Genomic DNA, 24,722 nt, shown 5'->3' with positions numbered 1-24,722 from the left:
CACACCGGGCGGGACCCGGGCGGCCGGACGAACGAGCGGCTCCGCCGCGCCGTGTCCGCGCCGCCCGCCCCCGGGCACGTGTCCCGGCGGCTACCGGGAGGCCGCGGGCGCTGCGAGGCCGAGGGCGGCGAGCGCGGCCGATCCGGCCGCCGCGTGCTCGCCCCCGGCGAGCAGCAGTGTGCGGGCCGACTGGTAGCGGCAGTCCGCCGCCTCGAACGCCGCGGCGATGGCCGGCAGCCGCTCCGGGGCCCCGTCCAGCAGTGCCTCGGCCCGGTCCACCTGGGCGGTGGCGACCGGGTTGCCGGCGACGGTGCGCCGGGCGGCCTCGACCCGGTCGCGGGCCTCCGGATGTCCGGCCAGCACCGCGGCCTCCGTCCGGAGCCCCACGTACCAGTGCAGCCAGATCCAGCAGACCCACTTCCACACCTGGTCCGGCTCCGGTGCCACACGCTCCCAGGCCGCTTCCGCGGCTCCCTGGTGGAGCAGGACCACCGCGTCGCAGACCGCGCCGTAGCCGCGCCGGTACTCCTGCGGAGTGCCGGCCCGATCGACGACGGCGAGCCACTCCGCCCGGGCCTCCGTGTCGCCCCGCAGGCCGTGGACCATCGCCACCGAGGCGGCAGCCGGCCCCAGCGAGGAGGACCGCTGCCGGCCGCTGCGCTCCCACGCGTCGCGGAACCGGGCGCTGCCCCGCAGGACTTCGGACCCGCGGCCCGCGAACGCGTCCGCGACCAGCAGCCAGGACGTGGCGTGGTGGCCCACCTCGGCCAGCAGCGGCTGGTCTGCGAGCTGCCCGGCCCGGCGGCGGGCCTCCGGCAGCGCGCCTGCCCCCAGCGCCGTCCCCGCGGCCATCGCCAGGGCGTCCACCAACTCGTGCGTGGCGGCCGGGGTGCGCGGCAGCGGGTCCAGCACCTCGATGCGGCGCCGCACCGCGGCGGCGGTGGCGAAGGTGTCCCCGGCCCAGCTCCGGGCGCCCGAGAGCCCGTCCAGAGCAGCGGACTCGGCCACGGGGTCACCCGCCAGCCGGGCCAGCTCGACCGCCCGTTCGGCATATGCGGCTGTCTTCTGCACGAGGTTGTCCGCGTCTCCCTGGACCGCGCCGTAAGCGTCCGCGACCACCGCCGTCTCGGCGAGCGCGAGTGCCGCGTCGTTCGCCGGGTCGCCCTCGGGGCACAGTTCCCGCGCCTCGGCGAGCAGCGCCGTTGCCTCGCTCACCGCCGGAATCCGCGCGAACGTGCTGGAGAAGCGGTACGCGACGGTGGCCGCGGTGGCCAGGTCACGGCCCGCTGCGGCGGTGTCCCCGGCCCGGCGGGCGGCCGCCGCAGCTGCCCGGTGCAGGCGGAACATCTGGTCCCCGCTTCCACGGCAACCGGCCACCCCGGCCGCGCTCCGCAGCGCCGCCGCCCCGGCAGCGTCCCCGGCGAGCCCGGCCGCCTGCTCGAATCGCTGCTGCGCCTCGTCGAGCAGATTGCGGGCGAAGGTCAACTCGGCCACGTACAGGGCGAGCCGGTGGGCGTCCGCGCTCCGCTCCGGCCGGTCCGCCGCCCAGGCCAGTGCCGCCCGCAGCTCCTCGGCCAGGGCGTCGAACCGGGCGCTGCGGCCCCCGTCCGCCGAGCCGGCGAGTTCGCCGGCCGAGGCCAGGCACCAGTCCAGATGGCGGGAGCGGATCGCGGTCGACTCACCGGCCTCCGCGAGCCGTTCCGCCCCGTACTGGCGGATCGTCGCCAGGGCCCGGTACCGGGTGACGGTCCCGGACCGCGCCACGGTGAGCAGGCTCTGCTCGGCGAGCCTGCCGAGTCCGTCGGCGACCGCCGCCGCGTCCAGCGGGGCGCCCCCGGCCACCTCGGCCGCCGCCTGCGCGGTGAACGGTACGGCGAACACCGAGAGTCGCCGCAGCAGCGCCTGGTCCTGCGGCTCCAGCAGCTCGTGGCTCCAGTCCAGCACGGCCCGTACCGACCGGTGCCTGCCGTCGGCGCGGGGGCCGCCGGACAGAATGCGCAACTGGTCGGAGAGGCCGGCCGTCAGACCGTCCAGCCCCAGCGTGGCCCACCGCGCCGCCGCCAGCTCGATCGCCAGCGCCATACCGTCGAGCCGTTCGCACAGGGCCGCCACCTTGTCGCCGGCCATCGGGTCCGACGCCCGGCCCACCGCCGCCGCCCGTTCCCTGAACAGGGCCGCGGCGTCCGAGTCTTCCCCGCCGGCCCGCGAGAGCGGCGGCACCGGGAAGACCCACTCGAAGGGCACCATCAGCCGGGCCCGGCTGGTCGCGAGCACCCGCACCCGCGGGCAGGCCACCAGCAGCCGCTCCACGAACGGCGCCACCCCGTCGGGAATCTGCTCGCAGTTGTCCAGTACCAACAGCGCCTCCCGGTCGGCCAGCGCCGCCACCACCGTGTCGTCGATGCCGGAACCGGGCTGCTCTCCCACTCCCACGGCCGCGGCGACCGCCGCGGCCACCCGGCCCGGGTCGGTGACCGGGACCAGGTCGCAGAACCACACGCCGTCGGCGAAGTCGCCCGCGACCTCCGCGGCGACCGCCAGCGCCAGCCGGGTCTTGCCCACCCCGCCCGGCCCGACCGCGGTCACCTGCCGATGCGCCTTGACCGCGCCGGCCAACTCCGCGCACTCCCGCGCGCGGCCGACGAACCCGGTCAGCGGCGCCGGCAGGGCGGGCGCCGGACGGGACCGCCCGGCGCGTGCCGATTCGGCCGCCCGCCGCGACAGGGCACGCCGGTCCGGCACCTCCAGCTTCCGCAGCAGCGCCGAGACGTGCGATTCCACCGTGCGCACCGAGATGAACAGCCGCGCGGCGATCTCCGCGTTGCTGAGGTGTTCCCCGAGCAGACCGAGTACTTCGGCCTCGCGGGTCGAGATCACTGGAGTGGACACCGACTCATTATCCGTGGCGGCTTCCGTGGCCGGCACGGAGGTGACCGTGGCCACCTCCGGGAGAGGCTGCCGACACGGCGATCGGCCCGGGGCCACCGGAGCGATCCACCCGCGACCACAGGAGCGACCATGAGCGACTCTGCCACCCTCGGCATCAAGACCGTGCTGCACCCCGTGTCCGACCTGGCGGCGGCCAAGGCCGTGTACACCGCACTGCTCGGCGTCCCGCCACAGCAGGACAGCCCCTACTACGTCGGCTTCGAGGCCGGGGGCCAGCACATCGGCCTGATCCCGCACGGGGCCCGCAGGGCCTGACCGCTCCGCTGGCCTACTGGCATGTGGCCGACATCGAGGCCGGGCTCGCCGAGGTGACCGCGGCGGGCGCCGCGGTGAAGGAGCCCGTGCACGATGTGGGCGGCGGCCGCCTGGTGGCCACTCTCGTCGACCCGGACGGCAACCTCCTCGGCCTGCTGCAGGACCGATGAGCGCCGCGCCCCGTACCCGCGCCCGGCGCCGCCGGGACACCGAGCACCGGCTCGGCAGCGACGTCGACGTCTGGGTCGCCAGCGCCTCGCCGGACGGCACCCCGTATCTGGTACCGCTGTCCTTCCACTGGGACGGCGAGGCCCTGCTGGTGTCCACTCCGGCCGGCAGCCCGACCGGGAGGAATCTGGCCGCCACCCGGACCGCCCGGCTCGGACTGGGCCCCACCCGCGACGTGACCATGATCGAGGGGGCGGTGGAGGTGCTGGAGCTCGACGCCCTGCCGCGGGAGCGGGCCGACCGGTTCGCCGCCCGCACCGGATTCGACCCGCGCGTCTCGGCCGCGTCCTACCGCTGGTTCCGCATCACCCCCCGCCGCGTGCAGGCGTGGCGTGAGGAGAACGAACTGCGCGGCCGCGAGTTGCTGCGCGACGGCGCCTGGCTGGAGTGACGGAGCGGCCGCGTACCCGGCCCGGCCGCCGCCTGCGGCGCTGCCGGGGACCCGGACTCCGCCGTTTCCCGCCGCCGGCCGATGTCCGGCCGGCGGCTGCCGGGGGCGGGCACGGTCGGTCCCGCCGAACCGGACACCCGGCGCCGGAACCCGGCCGCCTGCCGGCCCGGCTGCTGAGAGCGTGCGCACGGCGGCCCGGGGTAAGCGGTGGCGCATGACTCAGAGCGTTCATGTCAAGGGTTCCGTGTCGTCCGGAAAGCCCCGCGGAGGGATGCTCCGTGCTCTGGGCAGGGCATTCGCCGTACTGCTGGCCTTCGCCGCGATGGTGCTGTTCGCCGCGCTGCTCTCCCGCGCGACGCTGCAGCCCTCGCAGGCGGCGGAGAGTCTGACGCACACCAACCTGCGGCCCGGTGCCTCGATCCGCGATTACCTGGAGCAGCCGGAGGTCTTCGCCGTCGTCCAGCAGTTGGGCGGGAACATTCTGCTGGGAGCACCCTTCGGCGTCCTGCTGCCGGTCATGGCGCCGCAGCTGCGCGGCTTCCTGAAGGTGACCCTCTGCACGGCCGTGGTGATGCTGCTGGTGGAGACCGTGCAGGGGGTGTGGGTGACCGGCCGTGCCTTCGACGTGGACGACGTGCTCCTCAACTCGGCAGGCGCGCTGCTCGGATACGTCCTGGTGGGCCGCCGCCTGAGCCGTGCCGTCCACGTGCCGCGCCGCTCCGCCGCGGAGTGAAGCCCCGCGCCGGCTCCGGCGCACCATGCGCCTCCCGGGCGGGCCAGGAGCGGTGGCGAGGCGGCAGCCCCGCCACCGCCCCGGCCCCGGGGTTCAGAGCACCCGGTGCAGCCAGCCGTGGGTGTCCTCGGCGCGGCCGTACTGGATGTCCAGCACCCGCGCGCGCAGGGCCGCCGTCTGCTTGCCCGGCTCACCGTCGCCGATGGTGAAGGCGTAGCCGTCGCCCTTGAAGCCGACGATCGGGGTGACGACCGCCGCCGTCCCCGCCGCGAACACCTCCGTGACGGTGCCGTCGGCGGCTCCGGACCGCAGCTCCTCCAGCGTGATCTGGCGCTCCTCGCAGATCAGTCCGGACTCGGCGGCCAGGGTGAGGATGGTGTCCCGGGTGACGCCCTCCAGGATGGTGCCCAGCGCGGGGGTGATCAGCTTGCCGTCCGCGGTGACCAGGCACAGGTTCATCGTGCCCGACTCCTCCAGGTACCCCTCGCCCGCGCTGTCCAGATACAGCACCTGGTCACAGCCGTGCTCCTCGGCCTCCAACTGGGCAGCCAGGCTGCCGGCGTAGTTGCCGCCGCACTTGGCCGTGCCGGTACCGCCCTTGCCCGCCCGGGTGTAGGTGCTGCTGACCCACAGGGTCACCCCGGAGAGGCTGCCCTCGAAGTACGAGCCCGCCGGACTCGCGATCACCGAGAAGACGATCTCCTTGGCGGGCCGCACCCCCAGGAACGCCTCGGAGGCGAACATGAACGGCCGCAGGTAGAGGCTCTCCTCGTTGCTCGGCGTCGGCACCCAGGGCTCGTCGGCCCGGATCAGCTCCTCCACCCCGGCCAGGAAGTCCTCCTCGGGCAGCTCCGGCAGGGCCATCCGCCGCGCCGAGCGGGCGAAGCGCCGCGCGTTGGCCTCGGGGCGGAAGAGCCACACGCTGCCGTCCGCGTGCCGGTAGGCCTTGAGCCCCTCGAAGATCTCCTGCGCATAGTGCAGCACGGCTGCGCTGGGGTGCAGCGAGAACGGCTCCAGCGGGCCGACCCGGTGGCCGTGCCAGCCGCGCTCGGCCGACCAGGTGGCCGTGGACATGTGGTCGGTGAAGAACCGGCCGAAGCCCGGCGCCGCGAGGATCTCCTCCCGCTCCGCCGCGGGAACGGGGCTCGTCGTCCTGGTGAGGGGGAAGTCAGAGGCCACGGCCAACTCCTTACGCCGATGCGGCTGTCGCGGTGCGGGCACCGCCGCCGATGTTCGTGTCTGCCGACGCCGCGCACCGACGTCACCCGGTCGATGTTAATGACCGTTAAGCGGTACGTCACCGAGGGGGTTCGCCGATTCCGCCCGCGACGGCGTGCAGCCCGCCGTCGGCGTGCAGGATCTGGCCGGTGGTGTGCGCGGCGAGGTCGGAGAGCAGGAAGAGTACCGCGCCCACGACCTGCCCCGGATCGGTGCGGTCCCAGCCCAGCGGCGCCCAGCGCTCGTAGTGCTCGGCGAGCGCCTCGAACGAGCCGATGCCCTGCGCGGAGAGGGTCTCCAGCGGCCCCGAGGCGACGAGGTTGACCCGCACCCCGCGCGGACCCAGGTGGGCGGCCAGGTAGCGGGCGACCGCCTCCAGCGTCGACTTGAAGACGCCCATCCAGTCGTAGCCGGGCAGGGCCCGGGAGCTGTCCACGGTCACCCCGACGACGCTGCCCCCGTGCTCCGAGCCGGACAGCAGCGGGGCGAGGGCGGCCGCCAGGCGCTGCAGGGAGTAGGCCGAGACCTGGAAGCCCCGCAGGGCGCCGGCCGCCGGGGTCTCCAGGAAGGCGCCGCTCACCGCGTCGGCGGGCGCGTACGCCACGCTGTGCAGCACCCCGTCCACGGCGCCCCAACGCGCCTGGAGCTCCTCGGCGAGTCGGGCGAAGTCCTCCTCGTCGGTGACGTCGAGCTCCAGCACGTCCGGCTCGCGGGGCAGTCGGGCGGCGGCCTTGCGCGCGATCCGCGCCGTGCGGCCGAAGGAGCTGAGCACCACCTCGGCGCCCGCCCGCTGCAGCGCGGCCGCCACATGCCAGGCGATGGACTCCTGATTGGTCACCCCGGTCACCAGATACCGCCGGCCGGTGAGGTCGTATGTGCTCACGGCGCCTCCAGGACCAGCACACTGTTGTGGCCGCCGAAGCCCAGCGAGTTCGACAGCCCCAGCCGGCCGCGCGGCCCGGCGCTCAGCGTGCGCGCGGCCCGGATGTGCGACAGCCGCCCCAGATCCGGGTCGGGAGCGGCCAGGCCGAGGGTGGGCGGGGCGAGCCCGTCGCGCAGCGCGGCCAGGGTGATGATGGCCTCCACTGCGCCGCCCGCACCGAAGAGGTGGCCGGTCGCGGCCTTGGTGGAGGAGAGCGGCACCGACGGCAGGGCCGCGCCCAGGGCCAGCTCCAGCGAACGGACCTCGGACGCGTCGTTCAGCGGGGTGCCGGTGCCGTGCGCGTTGAGATAGCACAGGTCCTCGGGGGCGGCACCGGCGTCGGCCAGCGCCAGCGAGACGGCGTGCGCGGCCGGTGCGCCGTCCGGCGGCGGGGCGGTGACGTGGTGGGCGTCGGAGCCGGCCCCGTAGCCCCGGACATGGCCCAGGACACGCGCGCCCCGGGCGTGGGCCCCGGCCGCGTCCTCCAGGACGAGGACTCCCGCGCCCTCGCCCATCACGAAGCCGTCCCGGTCCGTGCTGAAGGGGGCACAGCGGCCGGTGGGGGAGAGGGCGCCGGCCTGTGCGAAGGACTCCCGCACCAGCGGCACGCAGGCGGCCTCTGCGCCGCCGGCGAGCACCGCCCGGGCCTCGCCCCGGCGGATCGCCCCGGCGGCGAGGCCGATGGCCTGGGCCCCGGCGGCACAGGCACCCGCGGGCGCGGAGGACTCGCCGCGGATGCCGTAGCGGCGACTGAGGCTCGCTGCGGCGCTGTTGGGCATCGCCAGCGGCACCGTCAGCGGACTCGCCGACCGTGCCGCCAGCACCTCGGGGCCACCGCCCAGCCCGCTGCCGATCACGCAGCGGACGTCCTCGGCCGGATAGGGGAGTCCGTCGTCCCAGCCCGCCTGCCGCACCGCCTCCTCGGCGGCGACGAGGGTGAACTGCGCGAACCGGGCGTTCCGCTTGCGGTCGCGTGCCGACAGGTGGTCGCGCGCGTCGAAATCCGTGCACCGCGCCTCACCGCCGTCGATCCCGGTTCCGCCCGCGACCAGCCGCGAGACGAGCCGGGCGGCACCGACGCCGAGCGGGGTGACCGCGCCGACGCCGGTGACGGCGACCGCGACCGTCAACGCGCGGCCGCTTCCACGACCCGCCGGGCGAGCTGGTCCACGGTGACCTCCGCCAGTTCGGGCCGCGGGATGGTGACGCCGTACTCCCGCTTGAGGGTGGACATCAGCTCCGCGGCGTCGAGCGAGTCGATGTCGAGGTCGTCGAACTTGGCGTCGGGTGTGAGGGTCTCCTCCTCGACTCCGGAGTCGACCAGCTCCGTGCGGATCAGGTCCCGTACGGCCTCGACGGTGACGGGTTGGGACATGGCTGCTCCTTGGTGTGGTGCGCTGCTGTGACGGGGGAGAGGCAGAGGGTGCCGCGGGCCGACGCGGCGGGGGTTCAGCGGGCGAAGGCGGGCGCGTGCGACTGCGCCCAGTACCACTGGCGCCAGTAACTCTCGGCGAGGTCCAGCCAGGTCTCCAACCGCTGCACGCTGTCGAGGAACCAGTGGAAGCTGACCATCAGCCAGCTGTAGACGGCCTGGCTGTCGCGGCAGCCGTCGCAGTCACCCGAGGTGCAGCAGAACTGCAGGGTCTCGTAGTCGGCGCCGTACACGGCGAAACCGTCCAGTACCGGATTGCCGTTGGCCACGCGCTGCTCGTGCTCCGGCAGGTCGACGCTGATGCTGGGGCACACGTCGTAGCCGAACCGGCCTCCCCAGTGGGTGCGCCCGGTGATCAGCGTCTCGATGAAGTAGGGGTGCGCGACCACGGCCTCCGGATACGACTCGGCGACCCGCAGCGCCTCGGCGAGCGTGTGCTGCTCGTTCTCGATCCGCAGCGGACTGTCCGAGCCGTGCTCGCTGTAGAAGTTGAACGTCACCTGGTTGCCGTTGTCCCGGATCGCCCGCACCGTCGGCTCGATGTACGGCAGCCCCTCCTCCGAGAGGGCGAAGACGAACGTGACCCTGGGATCGTCCCGGTAGTGACCCAGTGCCTTCTCGAACAGGCCGGTGAACGAGGAGCCGTTGGGCCGGTGCGCGCGCAGTTCGTCGTCCAGCGGCCCGCCGCCGAACAGGCTGATGCCGACGGCCACCTTCTCGAAACCGTCCATCGGCAGCGGCCGCAGCCCGTTGGTGGAGATCGTCAGATACGGCAGATGTTCGACGAAGGGACGCACCCGGTCCAGCACCAGGGTCGGCTCTCCGCCGATGAGGGTCGCCTGGGTGACCCCGTCCGCGGCGAGCTTCTCCGCGAAGGCGCGGATCAGGCCCGGGTCGGAGGTCTCCCGGACCGCGGTGTCGAAGCCGCCCTCGAAGTACCAGCAGCCCTTGCAGCGGATGTTGCAGGCGGTCGTCAGGTGCACCTCGCACCCGCGCACCCGGGCGCCCATCCTGCGCACGTCCTTGAGCCGCGCCGCGAGGTCCGGGCGGTCCGCCAGATACCCCCGCAGCCGTGCCTTGGACTCTGCGCGGGAGGGCGGGCGCGGGGTGATGTGTACTGCTGTGGTCATGGCTGCCTCCCGGCTCATTCCGGCACGCGCAGGCCCAGGTTGGCGACGCGCGGCCCGACCTTCTGCCGCCACAGCTCGATCGCCTCGCCGTTGGTCGTCCGGCGCAGCCCGTAGCGCACCGCCAGCTTCGAGCGCTTGGTGTTCGCACTGCCGAAGATGCCCACGAACATCGGCCACAGCCGCTCCAGCGCGGCCTGCAGTTCGGTGCGGCCCTCCTCGGTGGTGGCGAGGTTGCGGCAGACCCGCGCGCCGTGCGCGATATGGATCTTCTCGTCCAGGATGATCGTGCGGACGGCCTCCGCCCACGGCTTGTAGCTGCTCTCCGCGAACTCGCGCAGCATCACCATGGCGGTCTCCTCGCCGATGTAGGAGTACACCCCCCGCTCGGCCCACGTGGTGCAGGAGTGCATCCGCTCGTCCGCGAACAGCATCCGCTCGGAGACCGCCTGGGTCTCCATGTAGGTGGTGTCGATGCCGAGATCGGCCAGCACCCGCTTGCCGATCTTGTAGTGGTCGTACTCCTCGGCGGCCCGCTCCGCGCACACCTGGCGCTCCTCGGCGTCCGGCGCCAGCGGCAGGAACATCTGTACATAGTCGTCACCGCCCGAGAGCTCGCCCTCGGTGTTGATGGTGACCTGACTGATCAGCATCTTCTGGTAGTCGCGGGGCATCCGGTGGAACTCGTCCGGGGTGCGCACCACGACTTCCTCGTCGTCCAGGACCGCGATCGTCATAAGCGACCTCTCAGCTCTGCCTCGTGCCGACGTGCGGGAAGCAGCACGATCGCGACAGCCGCACGACGCGGCGCACGGCCCGGACCGACCCCCCGTTGTCCCTCAAGCACACAGTGCCACAACGCACGCTGCCAGGAACAGCCTTGACATCCAGGACCGGGATGTGGATGTGTTGCATCAACTGGACGCGGTGCACGGCGAGTTCGATCGATCGGTGCGGGGCTGGAAACGCCACCGCCACCTGCTAGCGTCACGGCCGATGTCAACTTCCCAGCAGCCGGACGCCCACCCGCCCGGCGCGGCCGCGGAGACGCCCGCCGGGCCGCTGCGCCGCGCCATGGAGACGATCCGCGCCCTGCGCGGCGAGTTGGCCGCCCTGCGGGGGGCGCAGCGGACGGCCGTCGTCGGCACCGGTCTGCGCGCCCCCGGCGGCATCGCCGACCGCGACGCCTACTGGCAGGCCCTGTCGGCGGGGCAGGACCTGGTGGGCGAGCTGCCGGAGCAGCGCCGCCGCCTCTTCCCCGGCGGCTGGGCAGGGCTGCTGACCCGCGGCGGCTATCTGCCCGACGTCCTCGGCTTCGACGCCCGGTTCTTCGGCATCTCCCCGCGGGAGGCGCGCAGCCTCGACCCGCAGCACCGGCTGCTGCTGGAAGTGGTGTGGGAGGCGTTCGAGGACGCGGCCCTGCCCCCGGAGGACGTCGCCGAGCGCACCGGGGTCTACGTCGGCATCACCGGCCAGGACCACCGGCTCTGGGACGAGGGCGAACCCAACGCCTCCTGGCTGATCGGCAACGGCCACTGCTTCGCAGCCGGTCGGCTCGCCTACACGCTCGGCCTCCGGGGCCCCGCCCTGGCGCTGGACACCGCGTGCTCGTCGTCGCTGGTGGCGGTGCACACGGCCTGCCGGGCGCTGGCCGCCGGGGACTGCGACGTGGCCGTGGCCGGCGGCGTCAACCTGGTGCTCGCGCCCCGGTCGACAGCGGAGATCCAGCGCACCGAGGCACTCTCGCCCGACGGCCGGTGCCGCCCCTTCGACGCGCGCGCCAACGGGTTCGTCCGGGGCGAGGGCGCCGGGGTCGTGGTGCTCAAGCGGCTGGCCGACGCCGAGCGCGACGGCGACCGGATCCTGGGGGTGATCGAGGGCAGCGGGGTCAACCAGGACGGCCGCTCCTCCGGGTTCACCGCCCCCAACGTACTGGCCCAGCAGACCCTGATCGAGGGCGTCCTCACCGCGGCCGGCCTCACCGGTGCCGACATCGGCTACCTGGAGGCGCACGGCACCGGCACCCCGCTGGGCGACCCGATCGAGATCGAGGCCGCCAGGACCGCCCTGGACTCGCCGGGGCGCACCTGGCATGTCGGATCGGTCAAGGCGAACCTCGGCCATGCCGAGGCCGCCGCCGGGATCCTCGGCCTGATCAAGGCGCTGCTCTGTCTGGAGCGGCGGCAGATCCCGCGGCAGGCCCACTTCGAGACGCTCAACCCCCGGATCCGCCTGGACGGCAGCGGCCTGACGGTACCGGCCGAGACCGGGCCCTGGGAGCCGTCGGCGGGCCGGTGCGCGGCCGTCAGCTCCTTCGGGATGAGCGGCACCAACGCGCACGTCGTCCTCTCCCGCCCCACCGCCGAGCCCGCACCGGCTCCCGCACCGGCCGGCGGGTTCCCGGTGTACGCGCACACCGAAGCGGCCCTGCGCACCCTGGCGGGCCGGTACGCGCGACGACTGGCCGAGCCCGCGGACGCCGCGTCCGCCGGGGACGGATACGCCGCCTTCGCCGCGACCGCGCACCACGGGCGCACCCGTCTGCGGCGGGCCGCCTGGATCACCGCGGCGGGCCCGCAGGAGGCCGTGGACGCGCTGCGCGCCCTGGCGGCGGGCCGGGACCACCCGCGGGTGCGGATGCTGGAGGCCGCCGAGCACCTCCCGCGCGGCAGCGCGGACGGCACCGCCCAGGAGCGTGCGACCCGCGCCGGCATGACCGCGCTGCCGGGCTATCCGTGGGAGCGGACGACCTACTCCAGCCGCTGATCCGTGGCCGGACCGCCGTAGGGCGCACTGCCGCGCGGGCGTCCGCTCCCGCCCTCAGTGCGCGCCCGCGCCGGGCCGGCTCCGCCTCCCCGGAAACGAGAAGTGCAGCGTGGCCAGGGCGACGGGACACCCGTCCGAACTCTCGACCCGGGCCGAGACGACCGCCGTGCGCCGGCCGATCCGCTCGGGCGCGACGCGCGCGTGCAGCCGCTCCGGCTCGGTTGCTTCCAGGAAGCTGATGCTGCTGGAGGTGAGCATCGCCGACGGCGTCCTGCCCAGATAGGCATTGACCGCCAGATAGCCCGCCACGTCCGCGAACGCGAACAGGGCGGGCCCGGAGACGGTGCCACCGGGCCGCACCGTGAGCCCCGCCGGGCCGGCGGCGAACACCAGCCCGCCGGGCCCGACGTCGAGGAGGTCGACACCCGGCGGGTCGGGCAGATATTCGGCGATCAGTTCCCGGATCTCCGCGGGCCCGAGGACCGGCCGGTCACCCATGGGCCCCCGCCTCGTGCGGAGCAGGGGCAGCCGAGGGGCGGGGCCCCGGTCCCGCCTCCGCCTCCCCTCCCGGTTCCGGTTCGGCCGCCACCAGTTCGGACAGCGCCGGGGCGAGCCGGGCCAGGGTGCCGTACTTCCACAGCAGCGTCGGACTCAGCCGCACGCCCAGGAACGCCTCGAGCTTGTTGCGCAGCTCCAGCGACATCAGCGAGTCCAGCCCGAGGGCGCGCAGCGGCACCTCGTGCGGCAGCTTCTCCGGCGCCAGGCGCAGCACCGCCGCCGCCGTACGGCGCACCTCCGCCTCCACCACTTCGCGCCGCCGCGCCGCCGGGATGCTCCGCAGCTCCGTCGGCGCGACCGTCCCGCCGGCCGCTGCGAGTGGCTGCCAGCTCGCCAGCGCGGCCGCCGCCGGATAGGACTCCAGCCAGCGCCGCGGATCGAGGTCGAGGCAGGCCACCTGCGCCTCGTGCGACTCCAGATACCGCCGCAGCGCCTGCCAGCACACCTCGGCCGGAACACTGCCCAGCCCACGGGCGGCGAGCCGGTCCCCGCGCCCGGTTCCGGTGGCCATACCCGCTCCGGAGACCGGCCCCCACTGCACGCTCAGCGCGGGCAGCCCCGCCGCCCGACGCTCCGCTGCCAACGCGTCCAGCGAGCTGTTCGCCGCCGCGTAGGCGGCCTGCCCGGCCGTGCCCACGAACGCGGCGGCTGAGGAGAACAGGACGAACAGGTCCAGCGCGTCCCCCTCGGTCAGCTCGTGCAGGACGCGTGCGCCGTCGGCCTTGGGCCCCAGCACCCGCGTCAGCAGAGCGCCGTCCAGGTTCGCCACGGTCGCGTCCGCCAGCACCCCCGCGGCATGGAAGACCCCGCACAGCGGTGGCAGTTGCGCGCGCACCTCCGCCAGCACCGTGTGCATCCGCGCCGCGTCCGCCACGTCCGCCGACCACACTCCGACCCGGACGCCGCGCTCGCGCAGCGCCTCGACCCGCGCCGGGTCCCGGGGCGCCGAGCGCCCGACCAGGGCCAGGGCACCGGCTCCGGAGGCGGCCAGGTACTCGGCGAGCGACATGCCGAGCGCCCCGAGCCCGCCGGTGATCAGGTAGGTGCCCCCGGCCCGGAACCGTCCCTCGGGCAGCGGCTGCGGGGCGACGGTGACCGTGCCGCCTCCGGTCGGCTCGGTGAGCACGAGCTTGCCGGTGTGCCGCCCGCGGGAGAGCGTACGGAAGGCCTCCTGCGCCTCGGCGAAGGGCATCTCGCGCACCGGCAGCGGGCGCAGTTCCCCGCCGGTCACCCGCGCCCACACGGTGGCCAGGAGCGAGGCGAACCGTTCGGGGCGACGGCGGAGCAGCCCGGCGATGTCCACGGCGGTGAAGGACACCGCCTTGCGGAACGCACCCAGCTCGACGGACGTGTCCCGATGGATGTCGCGCTTCCCGGCCTCCACGAACCGCCCGTCCTCGGCCAGCGCCTCCAGACCGAGTGGAATCGCCGCTCCGGGCAGGGAGTTGAGCACCACGTCGACTCCGCGCCCCCGGGTCGCGGCGCGCACCCCCTCGGCCCATTCCAGGGTGCGGGAGTCGAAGACATGCTCGACACCCCACGTGCGTAGCTGCTCCCGCTTCTCCTCGGTACCGGCCGTCGCGAGCACCTCGGCTCCCGCGAGCCGGGCCACGTGCAGCGCGGCGAGCCCGAGCCCGCCGGTGGCCGAGTGGACCAGCACGGTCTCGCCCGGCTCCAGCCGGGCCACCTCCATCAGCGCGTACCAGGCGGTGACCAGCACCATCGGCAGCGCCGCCGCCTGCGCCGCGGTCAACTCCGGCGGGATGCGGGCGGTGTGCCGGGCCTCGACCAGCGCGTGCGAGGCGAGGACACCGAAGCCGCAGGCCGCCACCCGGTCACCGACCGCCACGGTGCCGGCCCCCGGACCGACCGCGGTCACCGTGCCCGCGCAGTCCAGACCGAGCAGTTCCCGGTCGGGGGAGTCGTCCGGGTAGACGGCCATCGCCTTCATCACGTCGATGAAGTTCAGCGACGCGGCCTCGATGGCCACCTCGACCTGCCCGGGACCCGGCCGGGGCCGCTCCAGCGGACGGGCGCACAGCGCCGACAGGTCGCCGGGCCGCGGAGTACCCAGCCGGAACGACCGCGCGCCGGTGCCCGACCGCCACGGCGGGGCGGCGGCGGGCGCGCCTCCGCTCACCCGCTCCCCGACCAGCCGCTCGCCGCCGGACAGCACGACCCGGTCCTCCGCGGCAGCGAACTCCGCCATCAACTCGGTGCCGAACGTGTCGGTCTCGATCAGCCGCGTCCCGAACTGGGGGTACTCCGCCTGCACGACCGCCACGAACCCCGGGTACAGCCCGGCGTCCGGGTCGCCCCGGCGGACCACCACCGCCAGCCGCGCGGACGGGTTCTCCGCCGCGCAGCGGCGGACCAGCTCCGCAAGTTCCAGCAGCCCGGCACGGCCCTCCTGCGGCGCGACGAACACCACGGTGTCCGCCCCGGCCAGATCCTCCCCGGCCACGTCCGGCAGCACCCCGGGGCGCCCGCGGGCCACCACCCTGCCCGGCAGCCCGCCGCCCCCGGCCGCGCCGCCCGGCTCCGCAGCCGGGGCGGCGGGCCGCTCCCGGGGCACGAAGCGCATCCGGTAGGTGAGCCGCCCGGTCTCCGCCGAGTCGCCTGCGCCGCCGGGAAGCGCGGTCAGCAGCACTCCCTCCAGCCGTCCCAGCGGGCGCTGCCCGGCGTCGAAGAGCGCCAGGTCGACCTCACCGTCCGCGCCCGGCCGGGCGTGCACCCACAGGGCGTCCGCGTCCGTCACCGCGACCGCCGCCCGCCGGACCCGGCGCGGCAGGACCGGACCGTCGTACACGAGCAGCGCGGCTTGCAGCACGCCGTCCCACAGCACCGGGTGCGGCGTCCCCGACAGCGTCCCCGAGCGGCTGCCGGGCGGCAGTTCGAGCCGGACCAGTGCCTCCCGCCCGGCCTCCGGCGCGGCTTCGGCGACATGGCCGCCGGCGACGGGCCGGAAGGCGGGTCCGTAGTCGAGGCCTTTCGCCGCGCAGTCCCGGTAGAAGCCGTCCGCGTCCAGGGGCGCGGCACCCAGCAGGTGTTGGGGGAACCCGCCGGTCGGCGGAGCGCTGTCCCGGGCGGCTGTCGCACGGCAGTGCCGCGTCCAGGTGGCATCCGCCTCCGTGTCGGCGGCGGGCGCGGGCCTCGTCGCGGCCGCCTCCCGGGACTGCACCTCCACCATGCCCGAGTCCCCGGAGCCGGGGCGCCAGGTGAGGGCGGCGCGGACCGGGTCCTCGCCCACCGCCAGCGCGCCGGTCAGCTGCACGTCCCGCAGCACGGGCGTCCCGTGCCCGGCGGATCCGGACTCGTGGGCTCCGCCGTGCAGCGTCTGATGGAGCAGCGCCAGAAAGCCGCCCGCCGGGAACAGCACCGTGCCGTGCACCCGGTGGTCGGCCAGCCACGGGTGGGTGCCCGTGTCCAGTTCGACGGCGCCCTCCCACACGCCGGCCGCGGTCGAGGGCACCTCGGCCAGGGCCAGCCGCCCGCTGCGGACTCCGCTGTGCCGCCCCGGCGCGACCCAGTAGCGCTCCCGCTGGAAGGGGTAGGGCGGCGGAACGGCGTCCGGGCGCCGCGTCGGGCGCGGACCGAGCGCGGGCAGCCCCGAGACGTAGGCTTCCGCGAACGCGCGCATCAGGTCGGCGTGTTCGCCCTCCTCGCGGCGCAACGTGCCCAGCACCACCGGGGGCTCCGGCCGCTCCTCCGCGAGCTGGCGCAGTGCCGGACCGAGCCCGGGATGCGGGCTGACCTCCACCAGGTGGGTGACGTCCTCGTCGAGCAGCGTGGCCACCGCCTCGGCGAACCGCACCGGGCGACGCAGGTTCTCGGCCCAGTAGCGGGCGTCGGCCTCCGGCCCGGCCAGCCAGGTGAGGCCGACCGTGGAGAGCAGCGGCGTGTCCGCCGGGCGCGGCGCGACGGCTGCGAGCGCCTCGTGGATCCGCGGCACGATGGGGTCGACCTGCGGGCTGTGCGAGCCGTAGTCGACATCGACCAGCCGGCAGAACACCCCATCGGCCTCCAGGATCTCCTGCAGCAGCAGCACCGAGTCGGCGTCCCCGGACAGCACACAGGAGCGCGGCCCGTTGTACACCGCCGGTTCGACCAGTCCCTCGAAGCCCGCGACGGCCTGCCGGGCCGCTTCCGGGGCCAGGTCCACGGCCAGCATCCGCCCGCCGCCGGCGATCCCGCGCAGCAGGTCGCTGCGGCGGCAGACCACCAGGGCCCCGTCCTCCGGCGTGAGCACCCCCGCGACCGTGGCGGCGGCGATCTCGCCCTGGCTGTGCCCGACGACGACGTCCGGTTCCACCCCGGCCGCCCGCCACGCCGCGGCCAGCGACACCGACATCGCCCACAGCGCGGGCTGCACCTCGGCCACGTCCCGCGGCGGCGGGCCGCCCGTGACCATCTCGCGTACGTCGCGCGCCGCATGCGGGGCCAGCGCCCGTGCACAGCGGTCCATGGCCCGGGTGAACGCGGCGTCGCGCCCGTAGAGGCCCGCGCCCATGCCCGCCCACTGGGCGCCCTGGCCGGGGAAGACGAAGGCGACCTTGCCCCGCTGCCGGGCGCGGCCCCGCGCGACCTCCGCCAGGCCCGGGCCCAGCAGAGCGCACCGCTCGGCGAAATGGTCCCGGTGCCAGGCCATGGCCCGCGCCAGCTCCGGTGCTGACGTACCCGCGGCCAGCCGCTCCCGGATGCCGCGGGTGCGTTCCTCCAGCGCCCGGGGGGTGTGCCCGCTGACCGGCAGCAGGAACGGCTCGCCGGCCTCCTGCCGCACCGTCGCCCCGGGCTCCTCCCGCACGGCTGGGGAGTCCTGCTCCGGCGTCCGGGCCTGCTCCGGCGTCCGGGCGGGAGCCGGTTTCGCGGCCCGGGCGGACGGCCGCGCGGTCGCGGCCTGCGGCGTGGTGACGACGGCGTGGGCATTGGTGCCGCCCCAGCCGAAGGAGTTGACGCCGAGGAAGCTGCCGGGCTCCAGCGGCAGCGGGTCCCGGGCGACGGCGAGGTTCAGCCCGGCGAAGTCGATGGCCGGGTTGGGCACCTGCGCGTGGAGGCTCGGCGGGACGGTGCCGTGCTCCAGCGCCAGGACGGCCTTGACGAGCCCGGCGAGTCCGGCGGCCGGCTCCAGATGCCCGATGTTGGTCTTCACCGAGCCGATGTGCAGCGCCCGGCCGTGCCGGGCCGCTCCCAGCACCTCGCCGAGCGCCTGCGCCTCGGCCGCGTCCCCGCGTGCGGTGCCGGTGCCGTGCGCCTCGATGTAGGCGAGCCGGTCCAGCGGGACGCGGCCGGAGGCGTAGACGCCGCGCAGCAGGTCGCGCTGCGCGGCAGGATGCGGGGTGACCAGGCTCTCGCCGCCGCCGTCGTTGTTGACCGCGCTGGCCGCCACCACCGCGCGGATCCGGTCGCCCGCGCGGAGGGCGTCCGCCAGCCGCTTGAGGTAGACGACGGCGACGCCCTCGCCGCGGACGAACCCGTCCGCGTCGGCGCCGAAGGCGTGGCAGCGGCCGGTGGGGGACAGGCCCCCGAAGTGGGTGAGGCCGACCGTCACCTCGGGCGTGAGCATCAGATTGGAGCCGCCGACCAGGGCTCCCTCGACCTCGCCGGAGCGCAGCGCCTGGCAGGCCTGGTGCACGGCGACCAGCGAGGACGAGCAGCTGCTCAGGACCGTCAGGCTGGGCCCGGTCAGCCCGAGATGGTACGAGACCCGGGAGGAGACGATGTCCAGCGAGTTCCCGACGATGCTGTGCTGGGTCACCGCGGCGCCCCGGTCCTTGCGCAGCAGTTCGTAGTCGTGCCAGAGCCCGCCGACGTAGACACCGGTGCGGGAGCCGCGCAGCCCGGCCGCGGGTGCACCGGCGTCCTCCAGGGCCCGCCAGGTCGTCTCCAGCATCAACCGTTGCTGTGGATCCAGCACTTCGGCCTCGCGCGGTGAGATCCTGAAGAAGGCCGGGTCGAAGGCGTCGATCTCCTCCAGGAACGCGCCGACCCGCTGGATCTCCCGGCTCGCGTCGAACACCTCTGCCGGATCCCAGCGTTCGGGCGGAACCGGCCCCACCGCGTCGCCACCGCCGATCAGCAGCTCCCAGAACGCCTCCGTGTCCGGCGCCTTCGGGAACCGCCCCGCCATGCCGACGACCGCCACCGCACCGCTGTCCGCGTCACTCATCGGTCCTCCCCCGTGATCACGCCGCCGGTCCATCCTGGAGCGCTTTCCCCCCGGTGTCGACCCCCGCCCGGGCGGCTCGCCCGCGATGGGCGCGTACCGACAACACCCGGCTGCGGCAGCGGTGTTGGTACCGGATGCCCGCCCGGTGCGCGGGCGGGCGGCTCACCGGAGCGAGGAGCCCTCGGCCCGGGCGGGGAACGTCTCCGTACCGAGCACCGACAGCAGTTCCATCCGCTCGCGGGTCTCCGCGTCCGCCGGGGTGAGCACCAGCAACTGCTGCAGCCGGTCGGGGGTGACCAGGGTCTCGCAGTCCAGCAGCAGCCGGCCCACGCGCGGATGGAGCAGGGTCTTGCGGTCGGCGCGCCGGACCGCCACCTCGTGCTCCGCCCACAGCCGCCGGAAGTGGGCGCTCGCCTCCCGCAACCGGTCGACGAGAGCGGTGACCGCGGGGTCCCCGGGCCGGCGGCCGACCGACGCGCGCAGGTCCGCCACGAGCCGGCGGGAGTGGAGTTCATGCTCTTCGGGCGGATGGACGGCACGCACCGCGGGATCGGTGAACCAGCGGTGCACGAGGTAGCGGCTGTCGCCGGAGTGGCGGGTGTGATCGCCCGTCAACAGGACGGCTGCCCGGTTCTGGGCGAGGACCTCGCCCAGGTCGGACAGCACCAGTGCCGGGGTGCTGCCGAGCAGGCCGAGCATCCGCACCAGGCCGGCCCGGGCCTGCCTGGCCGCCCCTTCACCGGGCGCGGGCTGGTGCCCGGCCAGATGGAAGAGGTACTCGCGCTCGTCGTCGGACAGCCGCAGCGCCCGGGCCAGCGCCTCCAGCAGCCCGGCCGAGGGCTGACTGCTGCGTCCCTGCTCGAGGCGGATCACATAGTCCACCGACATCCCGGCGAGTCCGGCCACCTCTTCCCGGCGCAGACCAGTGGTACGGCGCCGGGGCCCGACAGCGATGCCGACCTCGGCCGGGTCGATCGTCTCGCGGCGGTGGCGCAGGAAGGCGGCGAGCTGTTCGCGTTGCATGGCTCCATGGTCCTCTCGGCGGATGCGCCGATCCAGGGAGCGCCGCTCCCAGGATGCACGCTCCGCTCCCGCGAGCCGCGCTGCCGGAGCACAGTGGGAAGCCGGTCGACGACGAACACGAGAACACACGACGGACACGTCGAAGGCGACGAAGGGAAAGCTCGATGCAGGCACGAACCCTGGGCAGTACCGGCCCGACCGTTTCCACGCTGGGCCTGGGGGCCATGGGCATGTCGGGCGCCTACGGTGCGGCCGACAGGGCGGAGAGCATCGCCACCGTGCACGCAGCGCTGGAGGCAGGCGTCACACTGATCGACACCGGCGACTTCTACGGCATGGGAGACAACGAACTGCTGCTCGCCGAGGCGTTGCGCGGCCGGGACCGGGACACCTACGCACTGAGCGTCAAATTCGGCATGCTGCGCGGACCCGGCGCGGGCTTCGGCGGATGCGACGCCCGGCCGGAGGCGGTGAAGAACTTCCTGGCCTACTCACTCACCCGGCTGGGCACCGACCACATCGACCTCTACCGCCCGGCCCGGCTGGACCCCTCCGTACCGATCGAGGAGACGGTGGGCGCGATCAAGGAGATGGTCGACGCCGGATACGTACGGCACATCGGTCTCTCGGAGGTCGACGCGGCGACGGTCCGCCGGGCTCAGGCCGTGCATCCCATCGCCGACCTGCAGATCGAGTACTCGCTGATCTCCCGCGCGGTGGAGGGGGACATCCTGCCCACCCTGCGCGAGCTCGGCATCGGCCTGACCGCCTACGGCGTCCTCGGCCGCGGGCTCATCTCCGGACACTGGTCCCCCGGCCGCACCGCGGGCCCCGGCGACATGCGCGGCTTCAGCCCCCGGTTCTCCGCAGGCAACGTGGAACACAACCTCACCCTGGTGGAGGCGCTGCGCCGGGTCGCGGAGGCCAAGGGATGCAGCGTCGCGCAGTTGGCCATCGCCTGGGTGGCCGCCCGGGGCGACGACATCGTGCCCCTGGTCGGTGCCCGCACCCGCGAGCGGCTCGCCGAGGCGCTCCCCGTGACGGAACTGACCCTGACCACGGACGACCTCGCCGCCATCGAGCGCGCCGTGCCGCCGGGCGCCGCCCGCGGAGACCGGTACCCGTCCGCACTCATGGCCGACCTCGGCGCGGGCAACTGACCCCGGGCCGCGGTCCGGGGGCCGGCCCGGTCAGCGGCAGGCCGCGGTGCGGCCCTGACACGAGGCGGAGGACGCTCGACAGAGGGGATGTGGCGGGGCCTTCGGCCTTCTGCCCACACGGCGCTGCGACGGCCACCGAACCGCCCGATCACGACCGTGCCCCGCGACCCGGCCACAGGCATGGTCCGCGGGGGGTTCCGGCGCCGCCGGACCGGCGGTCGGCCGCGGTCAGCCCTCGGCACGGCCCGCGCACGCCTCGGCCTCCGCGAGGTAGCGCTGGACCGGGCCGAGGGTGAGCATGCCGCTGGCTGCGCCCGCCTGTTCGGTGCGGGCGCCGCGCAGCGCCGCCGCGGCGCGCGCGGCGGTGCCGGGCGCCTCCAGGCGGGCGGCGGCGTGCGCGGTCAGGCACCAGAGCGCTTCCTGGAGGTGGTCGTACGGCGGCTCCGGGGCGGTGGCGAGGGCCGCTCGGGCCTCCGTCGGACGGTTCCGGGCGAGGAGCAGGAGCGGCGCCGCCCAGGGCAGGTACGGGCCCCAGTCGAGCTGCGGGTCGGTGGGGGCGGGGCGGCCGTGCAGCAGGCGCAGCCCGAGCGGCAGCAGGCCGCGGTGCAGCCCCGGCATCCCGGCCGTGCGGAGGGCGTTGTCGGCGGCGCGGTAGGCGCCCGCGGCAGCCGCCGCGGGCGGTCCGTCGGGTGCGGTGCTCCGCGCCGCGGCGACCCGGGCCCGGAACCAGGCGGTGAGGACGGGGACCAGCGGGGCCTCGTGGGCGGCGGCGACCTCTTCGGCGGCGGCCGCGTGTCCGGCGGCGCCCGCCAGGTCGCCGACGGCCGAGGCGGACTGCAGCCGGATGAGCCGGCCCAGGATGGCGAAGGTCGGCAGCTCGTGCCGGGTGGCCAGCGCGACGAGTTCGGCGCCGATGGCATCCCGCTGCGCCGCGAGCCCCGGGCGCCCGAAGGACTGCAGGAAGACGCCGTTGAGCGCGAAGGCCAGCAGCGCGGGATCGTCCAGGCCCCGCGCGAGCGCCTCGGCCCGGTGTGCGGCCTCGTAGCCGGTCCGCAGCGCTGCCCCGCGCAGGTCGCCGCTGCGGCTCTCGACGGCGACGGTGGCCAGCAGCCGCGCCCGGAGCGCGGGAGGACCGTCGGGTCCCAGGCCCGCAGGGTGCGCTCGGCGAGTGCCACGACGGCTTGGCACTGCTCGGGATCGTCGGCGCGGCTCCAGATCGAGGGCACGTCGTAGGCGCCGACGACCCGGGCGGTCAGTTCGGCGTCCCCTGTGCGCTCGGCGGCCCGGGCGGCGGCGAGCCGGTCGCGCCGCGAGAGGACGAGCGCGTCGCTGCCCGCCAGGGCCAGGGTGCGGGCCAGTTCCACGGTCGTACGGGGGCCGAGGCGGGCAGCGGCCCCGGACCGGAGGTCGAGGGCCGGTTCGAGGGACGCGGCTCCGTCGAGGATGTCCGCCTCCAGTCGTCGGAGTTCGGTTCCGGGATCGAGCCCGAGCTGTTCGACGAGCATCGTGCGGGCGCGGCGGAGCGTGGCCAGTGCGTCGGCCTGGCGTCCGTCCCGGTGCAGGGCGCGCGCCAGCAGTGCCCAGGCCGCCTCGCGCCAGGGGTGCTCGTCGGTGTGCGCGCCGAGTTCGGCGACGAGTCCGCCGCTCGCGCCCGCGTCGAGGAGGAGGCCGGCCCGGAGCTCGACCCCCTGCAGCCGCAACTCCTCCAGCCGGGCGCGCTCCCGCTGCGCCCAGGCGGCGTCGGGCAGGTCGGCGTAGGCCGGTCCGCGCCAGGAGGAGAGGACCCCGCCGAGAGCGGCGACCTCGCCGGGGGAGCGCCGGGCCCGTTCCAGGACGTCCTCGAACCGGTGCACGTCCACGTCCTCGCGCGGCAGCCGCAGCGCGTAGCCGGGGCCCTCGGTGACCAGGAGCCGCGGCGGGGTGCGCGGTGGCCGGTCGGGCTCGACGGCACGGCGCAGGGCGGCGACGAACGTGCGCAGCGCACCCGGGCCGCGGGCCGGGGGCTCGGGCCACAGGTCAGCCACCAGGGTGTCGGTGGCCACCATCCGCCCCTCGGCGGCGACGAGCCGGGCGAGCACCTCGCGGTGCCGGGGTCCGCCCAGCGCGATCGGGGTGCCGTCGCCGCGCAGCGCCCGCACCGGGCCCAGTACATCGATCCGCATGCCCCCATCCTGCGCCCGCCGGCTCCGCTCCGCCGCGCCGTACTGATCGGCTGCTCATCGGGCTGGTGCATCGTGCTCCGGTCAGTCGCCCGACGTGGGGAAAGGACCCGTATGACACCCGCCCTGCCGGCTCTGCCCGGCTTCGACCACCTCCGTGTGCCCGGCGCGGAGGGCGTCGAGCTCTCCGTCGCCACCGGCGGCAGCGGCACCCCCGTGGTGCTGCTGCACGGCTTCCCGCAGACCCACCTGATGTGGCGGCACGTCGCCCCGCTGCTGGCCGCCGGGCACACGGTGATCTGCCCCGACCTGCGCGGCTACGGCGCCAGCGACAAGCCGGCGGCCGCGGACCCGGACGTGTACGCCAAGCGCACCATGGCCGCCGACGTCGTCCGTGCCGCGGCGGCGCTGGGGCACGACCGGTTCGCGCTCGTCGGTCACGACCGCGGCGCGCTCGTCGCCTTCCGTGCCGGGCTGGACCACCCCGAGACCGTCACCCACCTCGGCATCCTCGACGTCGTCCCCACACGGGACATGTGGAACGTGCTGCACGGGGTCTCGGCCGCGGTCGGCTACCACCTCTTCCTGATGGCCCAGCCGCCGGGACTGCCCGAGACGATGATCGCCAACAGCGCCGACGCGTTCTTCGGGTCCTTCCTCGACGCCTGGGCGGGGGACCGGGCGGCGATCCCGGACCCGGTGCGGAGCGCGTACCTGCGGGCGAGTGCCGCGGCGGTGCCCTCGATCGTGGCCGACTACCGGGCCTCCGCCGGTGTCGACGCCGACCACGACCAGGCGGACCTGGACGCCGGCTCCCAGCTCGCGATGCCCGTCACCGTCGTCCAGCAGGACTGGGGAGCGCGGCTCGGCTACGACGCCGCCCAGGTGTGGCAGGCGTGGGCGCCCGACCTCGACCACCGTCTCACCGGCGCGGGGCACTTCATGGCCGAGGAGGCTCCCGAGGAGATCGCGGAGGCGATCCGGGAACTGCTGGCCCGCTGACGGTGCGGGGCCCGCGGACCGTGCGCGGGACGGTCCGTGGCGGCCGCTGGATCGGAGGGTGGTGGTTCACAGCCATGTCGTCCCCAGCCAGGCGGTGGCGGCAGCAGTGCACAGGAGCGTGAGGTCGAGCGCGATCCTGCGGTCCCCGAGCCGCAGATGGACCCGGATCGCGCCGATCTGCAGGACCACGAACCCGAGCGTCCTCGGGCGTCTCCCTCGCTCCCGCGGGAGAGGTGCTGATCGACGAGGCCGGACGCTGCTCGCCCGGGCCGACCGGGTCCACGCGCGGGTGGCCGCGGCGGCGGTGCCCCCGTCCTCACCGTCGGACTCCTCGGGGACAGCGCCGACCCAGGTGTGCAGCGGCCGGCCGCCGGCTGCCGTCGGCGCCATCCGCACCTGGAGGTCCGGCTCCGGGAGACCGATCTGAGCGATCCCACCTGCGGGCTGCACCGGCGGCTGGCCGATCTGGCCCTCACCCGCGCCCCGTTCGACGAGACCGGCCTTGCCGTGCGCGAGTTGCGTGGAAGGAGGACGACCGGAATCCGCTGATCCGTTCGTTCGTCCGGATCGCGTGCGAGGTCTACCGCGGCTGAGCCGCTGCATCGGTAGCCGGTACGCGGCGGGCGCGGAAGG

Annotated in this window: 16 protein-coding genes and 3 pseudogenes; 7 read left to right on the top strand and 12 right to left on the bottom strand. The window is 75.2% G+C overall.

Annotated features, from left to right (window positions below; translation table 11 throughout):
- Window positions 1-90 precede the first annotated feature (90 nt).
- Entirely contained in the window at window positions 91-2,889 is a 2,799-nt protein-coding gene (locus ACFYNS_RS00650; RefSeq protein ID WP_360297850.1) for a LuxR C-terminal-related transcriptional regulator, read from the bottom strand.
- A gap of 129 nt (window positions 2,890-3,018) precedes the next feature.
- Here ACFYNS_RS00650 and ACFYNS_RS00645 point away from each other — a divergent pair.
- The 3 genes and pseudogenes from ACFYNS_RS00645 (at window position 3,019) to ACFYNS_RS00635 (ending at window position 4,556) form a co-directional block, all read left to right on the top strand.
- Window positions 3,019-3,374 (top strand): annotated as a pseudogene (locus ACFYNS_RS00645) (VOC family protein).
- A complete protein-coding gene (locus ACFYNS_RS00640) occupies window positions 3,371-3,823 on the top strand; it encodes a pyridoxamine 5'-phosphate oxidase family protein (protein WP_360297845.1) in 453 nt (150 codons plus the stop codon). The pseudogene ACFYNS_RS00645 and the gene ACFYNS_RS00640 overlap by 4 nt, the downstream one beginning before the upstream one ends.
- 271 nt (window positions 3,824-4,094) lie before the next feature.
- Complete coding sequence (locus ACFYNS_RS00635) at window positions 4,095-4,556, top strand: VanZ family protein (protein ID WP_360297843.1); 462 nt, start codon at window positions 4,095-4,097, stop codon at window positions 4,554-4,556.
- A 93-nt stretch (window positions 4,557-4,649) separates the two neighbouring features.
- On the opposite strand, the gene ACFYNS_RS00630 is transcribed toward ACFYNS_RS00635, so the two are convergent.
- The 6 genes from ACFYNS_RS00630 to ACFYNS_RS00605 form a co-directional block, all read right to left on the bottom strand.
- A complete protein-coding gene (locus ACFYNS_RS00630; protein ID WP_360297840.1) occupies window positions 4,650-5,735 on the bottom strand; it encodes a branched-chain amino acid aminotransferase in 1,086 nt (361 codons plus the stop codon).
- A 118-nt stretch (window positions 5,736-5,853) separates the two neighbouring features.
- The gene (gene fabI, locus ACFYNS_RS00625) at window positions 5,854-6,657 is read right to left on the bottom strand and encodes an enoyl-ACP reductase FabI (RefSeq protein ID WP_360297838.1); all 804 of its coding nucleotides are present in this window, start codon (window positions 6,655-6,657) and stop codon (window positions 5,854-5,856) included.
- On the bottom strand, window positions 6,654-7,826 hold the full coding sequence (locus ACFYNS_RS00620) for a beta-ketoacyl-[acyl-carrier-protein] synthase family protein (RefSeq protein WP_360297835.1): 1,173 nt from the start codon (window positions 7,824-7,826) through the stop codon (window positions 6,654-6,656). Before ACFYNS_RS00620 ends, fabI begins: the two co-directional genes overlap by 4 nt.
- Window positions 7,823-8,071: an acyl carrier protein gene (locus ACFYNS_RS00615; protein WP_360297832.1), complete on the bottom strand. Its 249-nt coding sequence runs from the start codon at window positions 8,069-8,071 to the stop codon at window positions 7,823-7,825. Before ACFYNS_RS00615 ends, ACFYNS_RS00620 begins: the two co-directional genes overlap by 4 nt.
- Window positions 8,072-8,145: 74 nt before the next feature.
- Window positions 8,146-9,258, bottom strand: coding sequence for a radical SAM protein (locus ACFYNS_RS00610; RefSeq protein ID WP_388599822.1), 1,113 nt, complete (start codon window positions 9,256-9,258; stop codon window positions 8,146-8,148).
- A gap of 14 nt (window positions 9,259-9,272) precedes the next feature.
- A complete protein-coding gene (locus tag ACFYNS_RS00605; protein WP_388599819.1) occupies window positions 9,273-9,992 on the bottom strand; it encodes a Phenylacetic acid catabolic protein in 720 nt (239 codons plus the stop codon).
- A 259-nt stretch (window positions 9,993-10,251) separates the two neighbouring features.
- Between ACFYNS_RS00605 and ACFYNS_RS00600 the strand changes: the two genes are divergently transcribed.
- Window positions 10,252-12,021 carry a beta-ketoacyl synthase N-terminal-like domain-containing protein gene (locus ACFYNS_RS00600; RefSeq protein WP_388599816.1) on the top strand — a complete coding sequence of 590 codons (1,770 nt, stop codon included), beginning with the start codon at window positions 10,252-10,254 and terminating at the stop codon, window positions 12,019-12,021.
- 54 nt (window positions 12,022-12,075) lie between these two features.
- On the opposite strand, the gene ACFYNS_RS00595 is transcribed toward ACFYNS_RS00600, so the two are convergent.
- From ACFYNS_RS00595 to ACFYNS_RS00585, 3 genes are all read right to left on the bottom strand, one after another.
- On the bottom strand, window positions 12,076-12,519 hold the full coding sequence (locus tag ACFYNS_RS00595; protein ID WP_360297821.1) for a PaaI family thioesterase: 444 nt from the start codon (window positions 12,517-12,519) through the stop codon (window positions 12,076-12,078).
- On the bottom strand, window positions 12,512-18,745 hold the full coding sequence (locus ACFYNS_RS00590; RefSeq protein ID WP_388599814.1) for an SDR family NAD(P)-dependent oxidoreductase: 6,234 nt from the start codon (window positions 18,743-18,745) through the stop codon (window positions 12,512-12,514). The genes ACFYNS_RS00595 and ACFYNS_RS00590 overlap by 8 nt, the downstream gene beginning before the upstream one ends.
- Before the next feature lie 162 nt (window positions 18,746-18,907).
- Window positions 18,908-19,768: a helix-turn-helix transcriptional regulator gene (locus ACFYNS_RS00585; RefSeq protein ID WP_360302985.1), complete on the bottom strand. Its 861-nt coding sequence runs from the start codon at window positions 19,766-19,768 to the stop codon at window positions 18,908-18,910.
- A gap of 164 nt (window positions 19,769-19,932) precedes the next feature.
- On the opposite strand from ACFYNS_RS00585, the gene ACFYNS_RS00580 reads away from it, so the two are divergent.
- Window positions 19,933-20,928 carry an aldo/keto reductase gene (locus ACFYNS_RS00580; RefSeq protein ID WP_388599811.1) on the top strand — a complete coding sequence of 332 codons (996 nt, stop codon included), beginning with the start codon at window positions 19,933-19,935 and terminating at the stop codon, window positions 20,926-20,928.
- A gap of 228 nt (window positions 20,929-21,156) precedes the next feature.
- On the opposite strand, the pseudogene ACFYNS_RS00575 reads toward ACFYNS_RS00580, so the two are convergent.
- A pseudogene (locus ACFYNS_RS00575) lies at window positions 21,157-23,090 on the bottom strand (BTAD domain-containing putative transcriptional regulator).
- A 111-nt stretch (window positions 23,091-23,201) separates the two neighbouring features.
- On the opposite strand from ACFYNS_RS00575, the gene ACFYNS_RS00570 reads away from it, so the two are divergent.
- The gene (locus tag ACFYNS_RS00570; RefSeq protein WP_360301543.1) at window positions 23,202-24,089 is read left to right on the top strand and encodes an alpha/beta fold hydrolase; all 888 of its coding nucleotides are present in this window, start codon (window positions 23,202-23,204) and stop codon (window positions 24,087-24,089) included.
- Between the two features lie 66 nt (window positions 24,090-24,155).
- Here the strand turns inward: ACFYNS_RS00570 and ACFYNS_RS00565 are convergent, their stop codons facing one another.
- Complete coding sequence (locus ACFYNS_RS00565) at window positions 24,156-24,278, bottom strand: hypothetical protein (RefSeq protein ID WP_388599809.1); 123 nt, start codon at window positions 24,276-24,278, stop codon at window positions 24,156-24,158.
- Between the two features lie 5 nt (window positions 24,279-24,283).
- Between ACFYNS_RS00565 and ACFYNS_RS00560 the strand changes: the two are divergent.
- Window positions 24,284-24,611 (top strand): annotated as a pseudogene (locus tag ACFYNS_RS00560) (LysR substrate-binding domain-containing protein); the annotation flags it as partial.
- Between the last annotated feature and the right edge of the window lie 111 nt (window positions 24,612-24,722).

The organism is Streptomyces sp. NPDC006925, assembly GCF_042869575.1.
In the GTDB taxonomy this organism is placed as follows: Bacteria; Actinomycetota; Actinomycetes; order Streptomycetales; family Streptomycetaceae; genus Streptomyces.
The sequence above is the reverse complement of the archived record's forward strand: the minus strand, read 5'-3'. Positions and strand labels throughout refer to the sequence as shown.

What these genes read in the sequence shown, in the direction of transcription:
- ACFYNS_RS00635 (WP_360297843.1), top strand. Translation starts at nt 4,095, where the DNA reads ATGCTCCGTGCTCTGGGCAGGGCATTCGCCGTACTGCTGGCCTTCGCC.
- ACFYNS_RS00615 (WP_360297832.1), bottom strand. Translation starts at nt 8,071, where the DNA reads ATGTCCCAACCCGTCACCGTCGAGGCCGTACGGGACCTGATCCGCACG.
- ACFYNS_RS00570 (WP_360301543.1), top strand. Translation starts at nt 23,202, where the DNA reads ATGACACCCGCCCTGCCGGCTCTGCCCGGCTTCGACCACCTCCGTGTG.
- ACFYNS_RS00610 (WP_388599822.1), bottom strand. Translation starts at nt 9,258, where the DNA reads ATGACCACAGCAGTACACATCACCCCGCGCCCGCCCTCCCGCGCAGAG.
- ACFYNS_RS00600 (WP_388599816.1), top strand. Translation starts at nt 10,252, where the DNA reads ATGTCAACTTCCCAGCAGCCGGACGCCCACCCGCCCGGCGCGGCCGCG.
- ACFYNS_RS00595 (WP_360297821.1), bottom strand. Translation starts at nt 12,519, where the DNA reads ATGGGTGACCGGCCGGTCCTCGGGCCCGCGGAGATCCGGGAACTGATC.
- ACFYNS_RS00590 (WP_388599814.1), bottom strand. Translation starts at nt 18,745, where the DNA reads ATGAGTGACGCGGACAGCGGTGCGGTGGCGGTCGTCGGCATGGCGGGG.
- ACFYNS_RS00640 (WP_360297845.1), top strand. Translation starts at nt 3,371, where the DNA reads ATGAGCGCCGCGCCCCGTACCCGCGCCCGGCGCCGCCGGGACACCGAG.
- ACFYNS_RS00585 (WP_360302985.1), bottom strand. Translation starts at nt 19,768, where the DNA reads ATGCAACGCGAACAGCTCGCCGCCTTCCTGCGCCACCGCCGCGAGACG.
- ACFYNS_RS00605 (WP_388599819.1), bottom strand. Translation starts at nt 9,992, where the DNA reads ATGACGATCGCGGTCCTGGACGACGAGGAAGTCGTGGTGCGCACCCCG.
- ACFYNS_RS00580 (WP_388599811.1), top strand. Translation starts at nt 19,933, where the DNA reads ATGCAGGCACGAACCCTGGGCAGTACCGGCCCGACCGTTTCCACGCTG.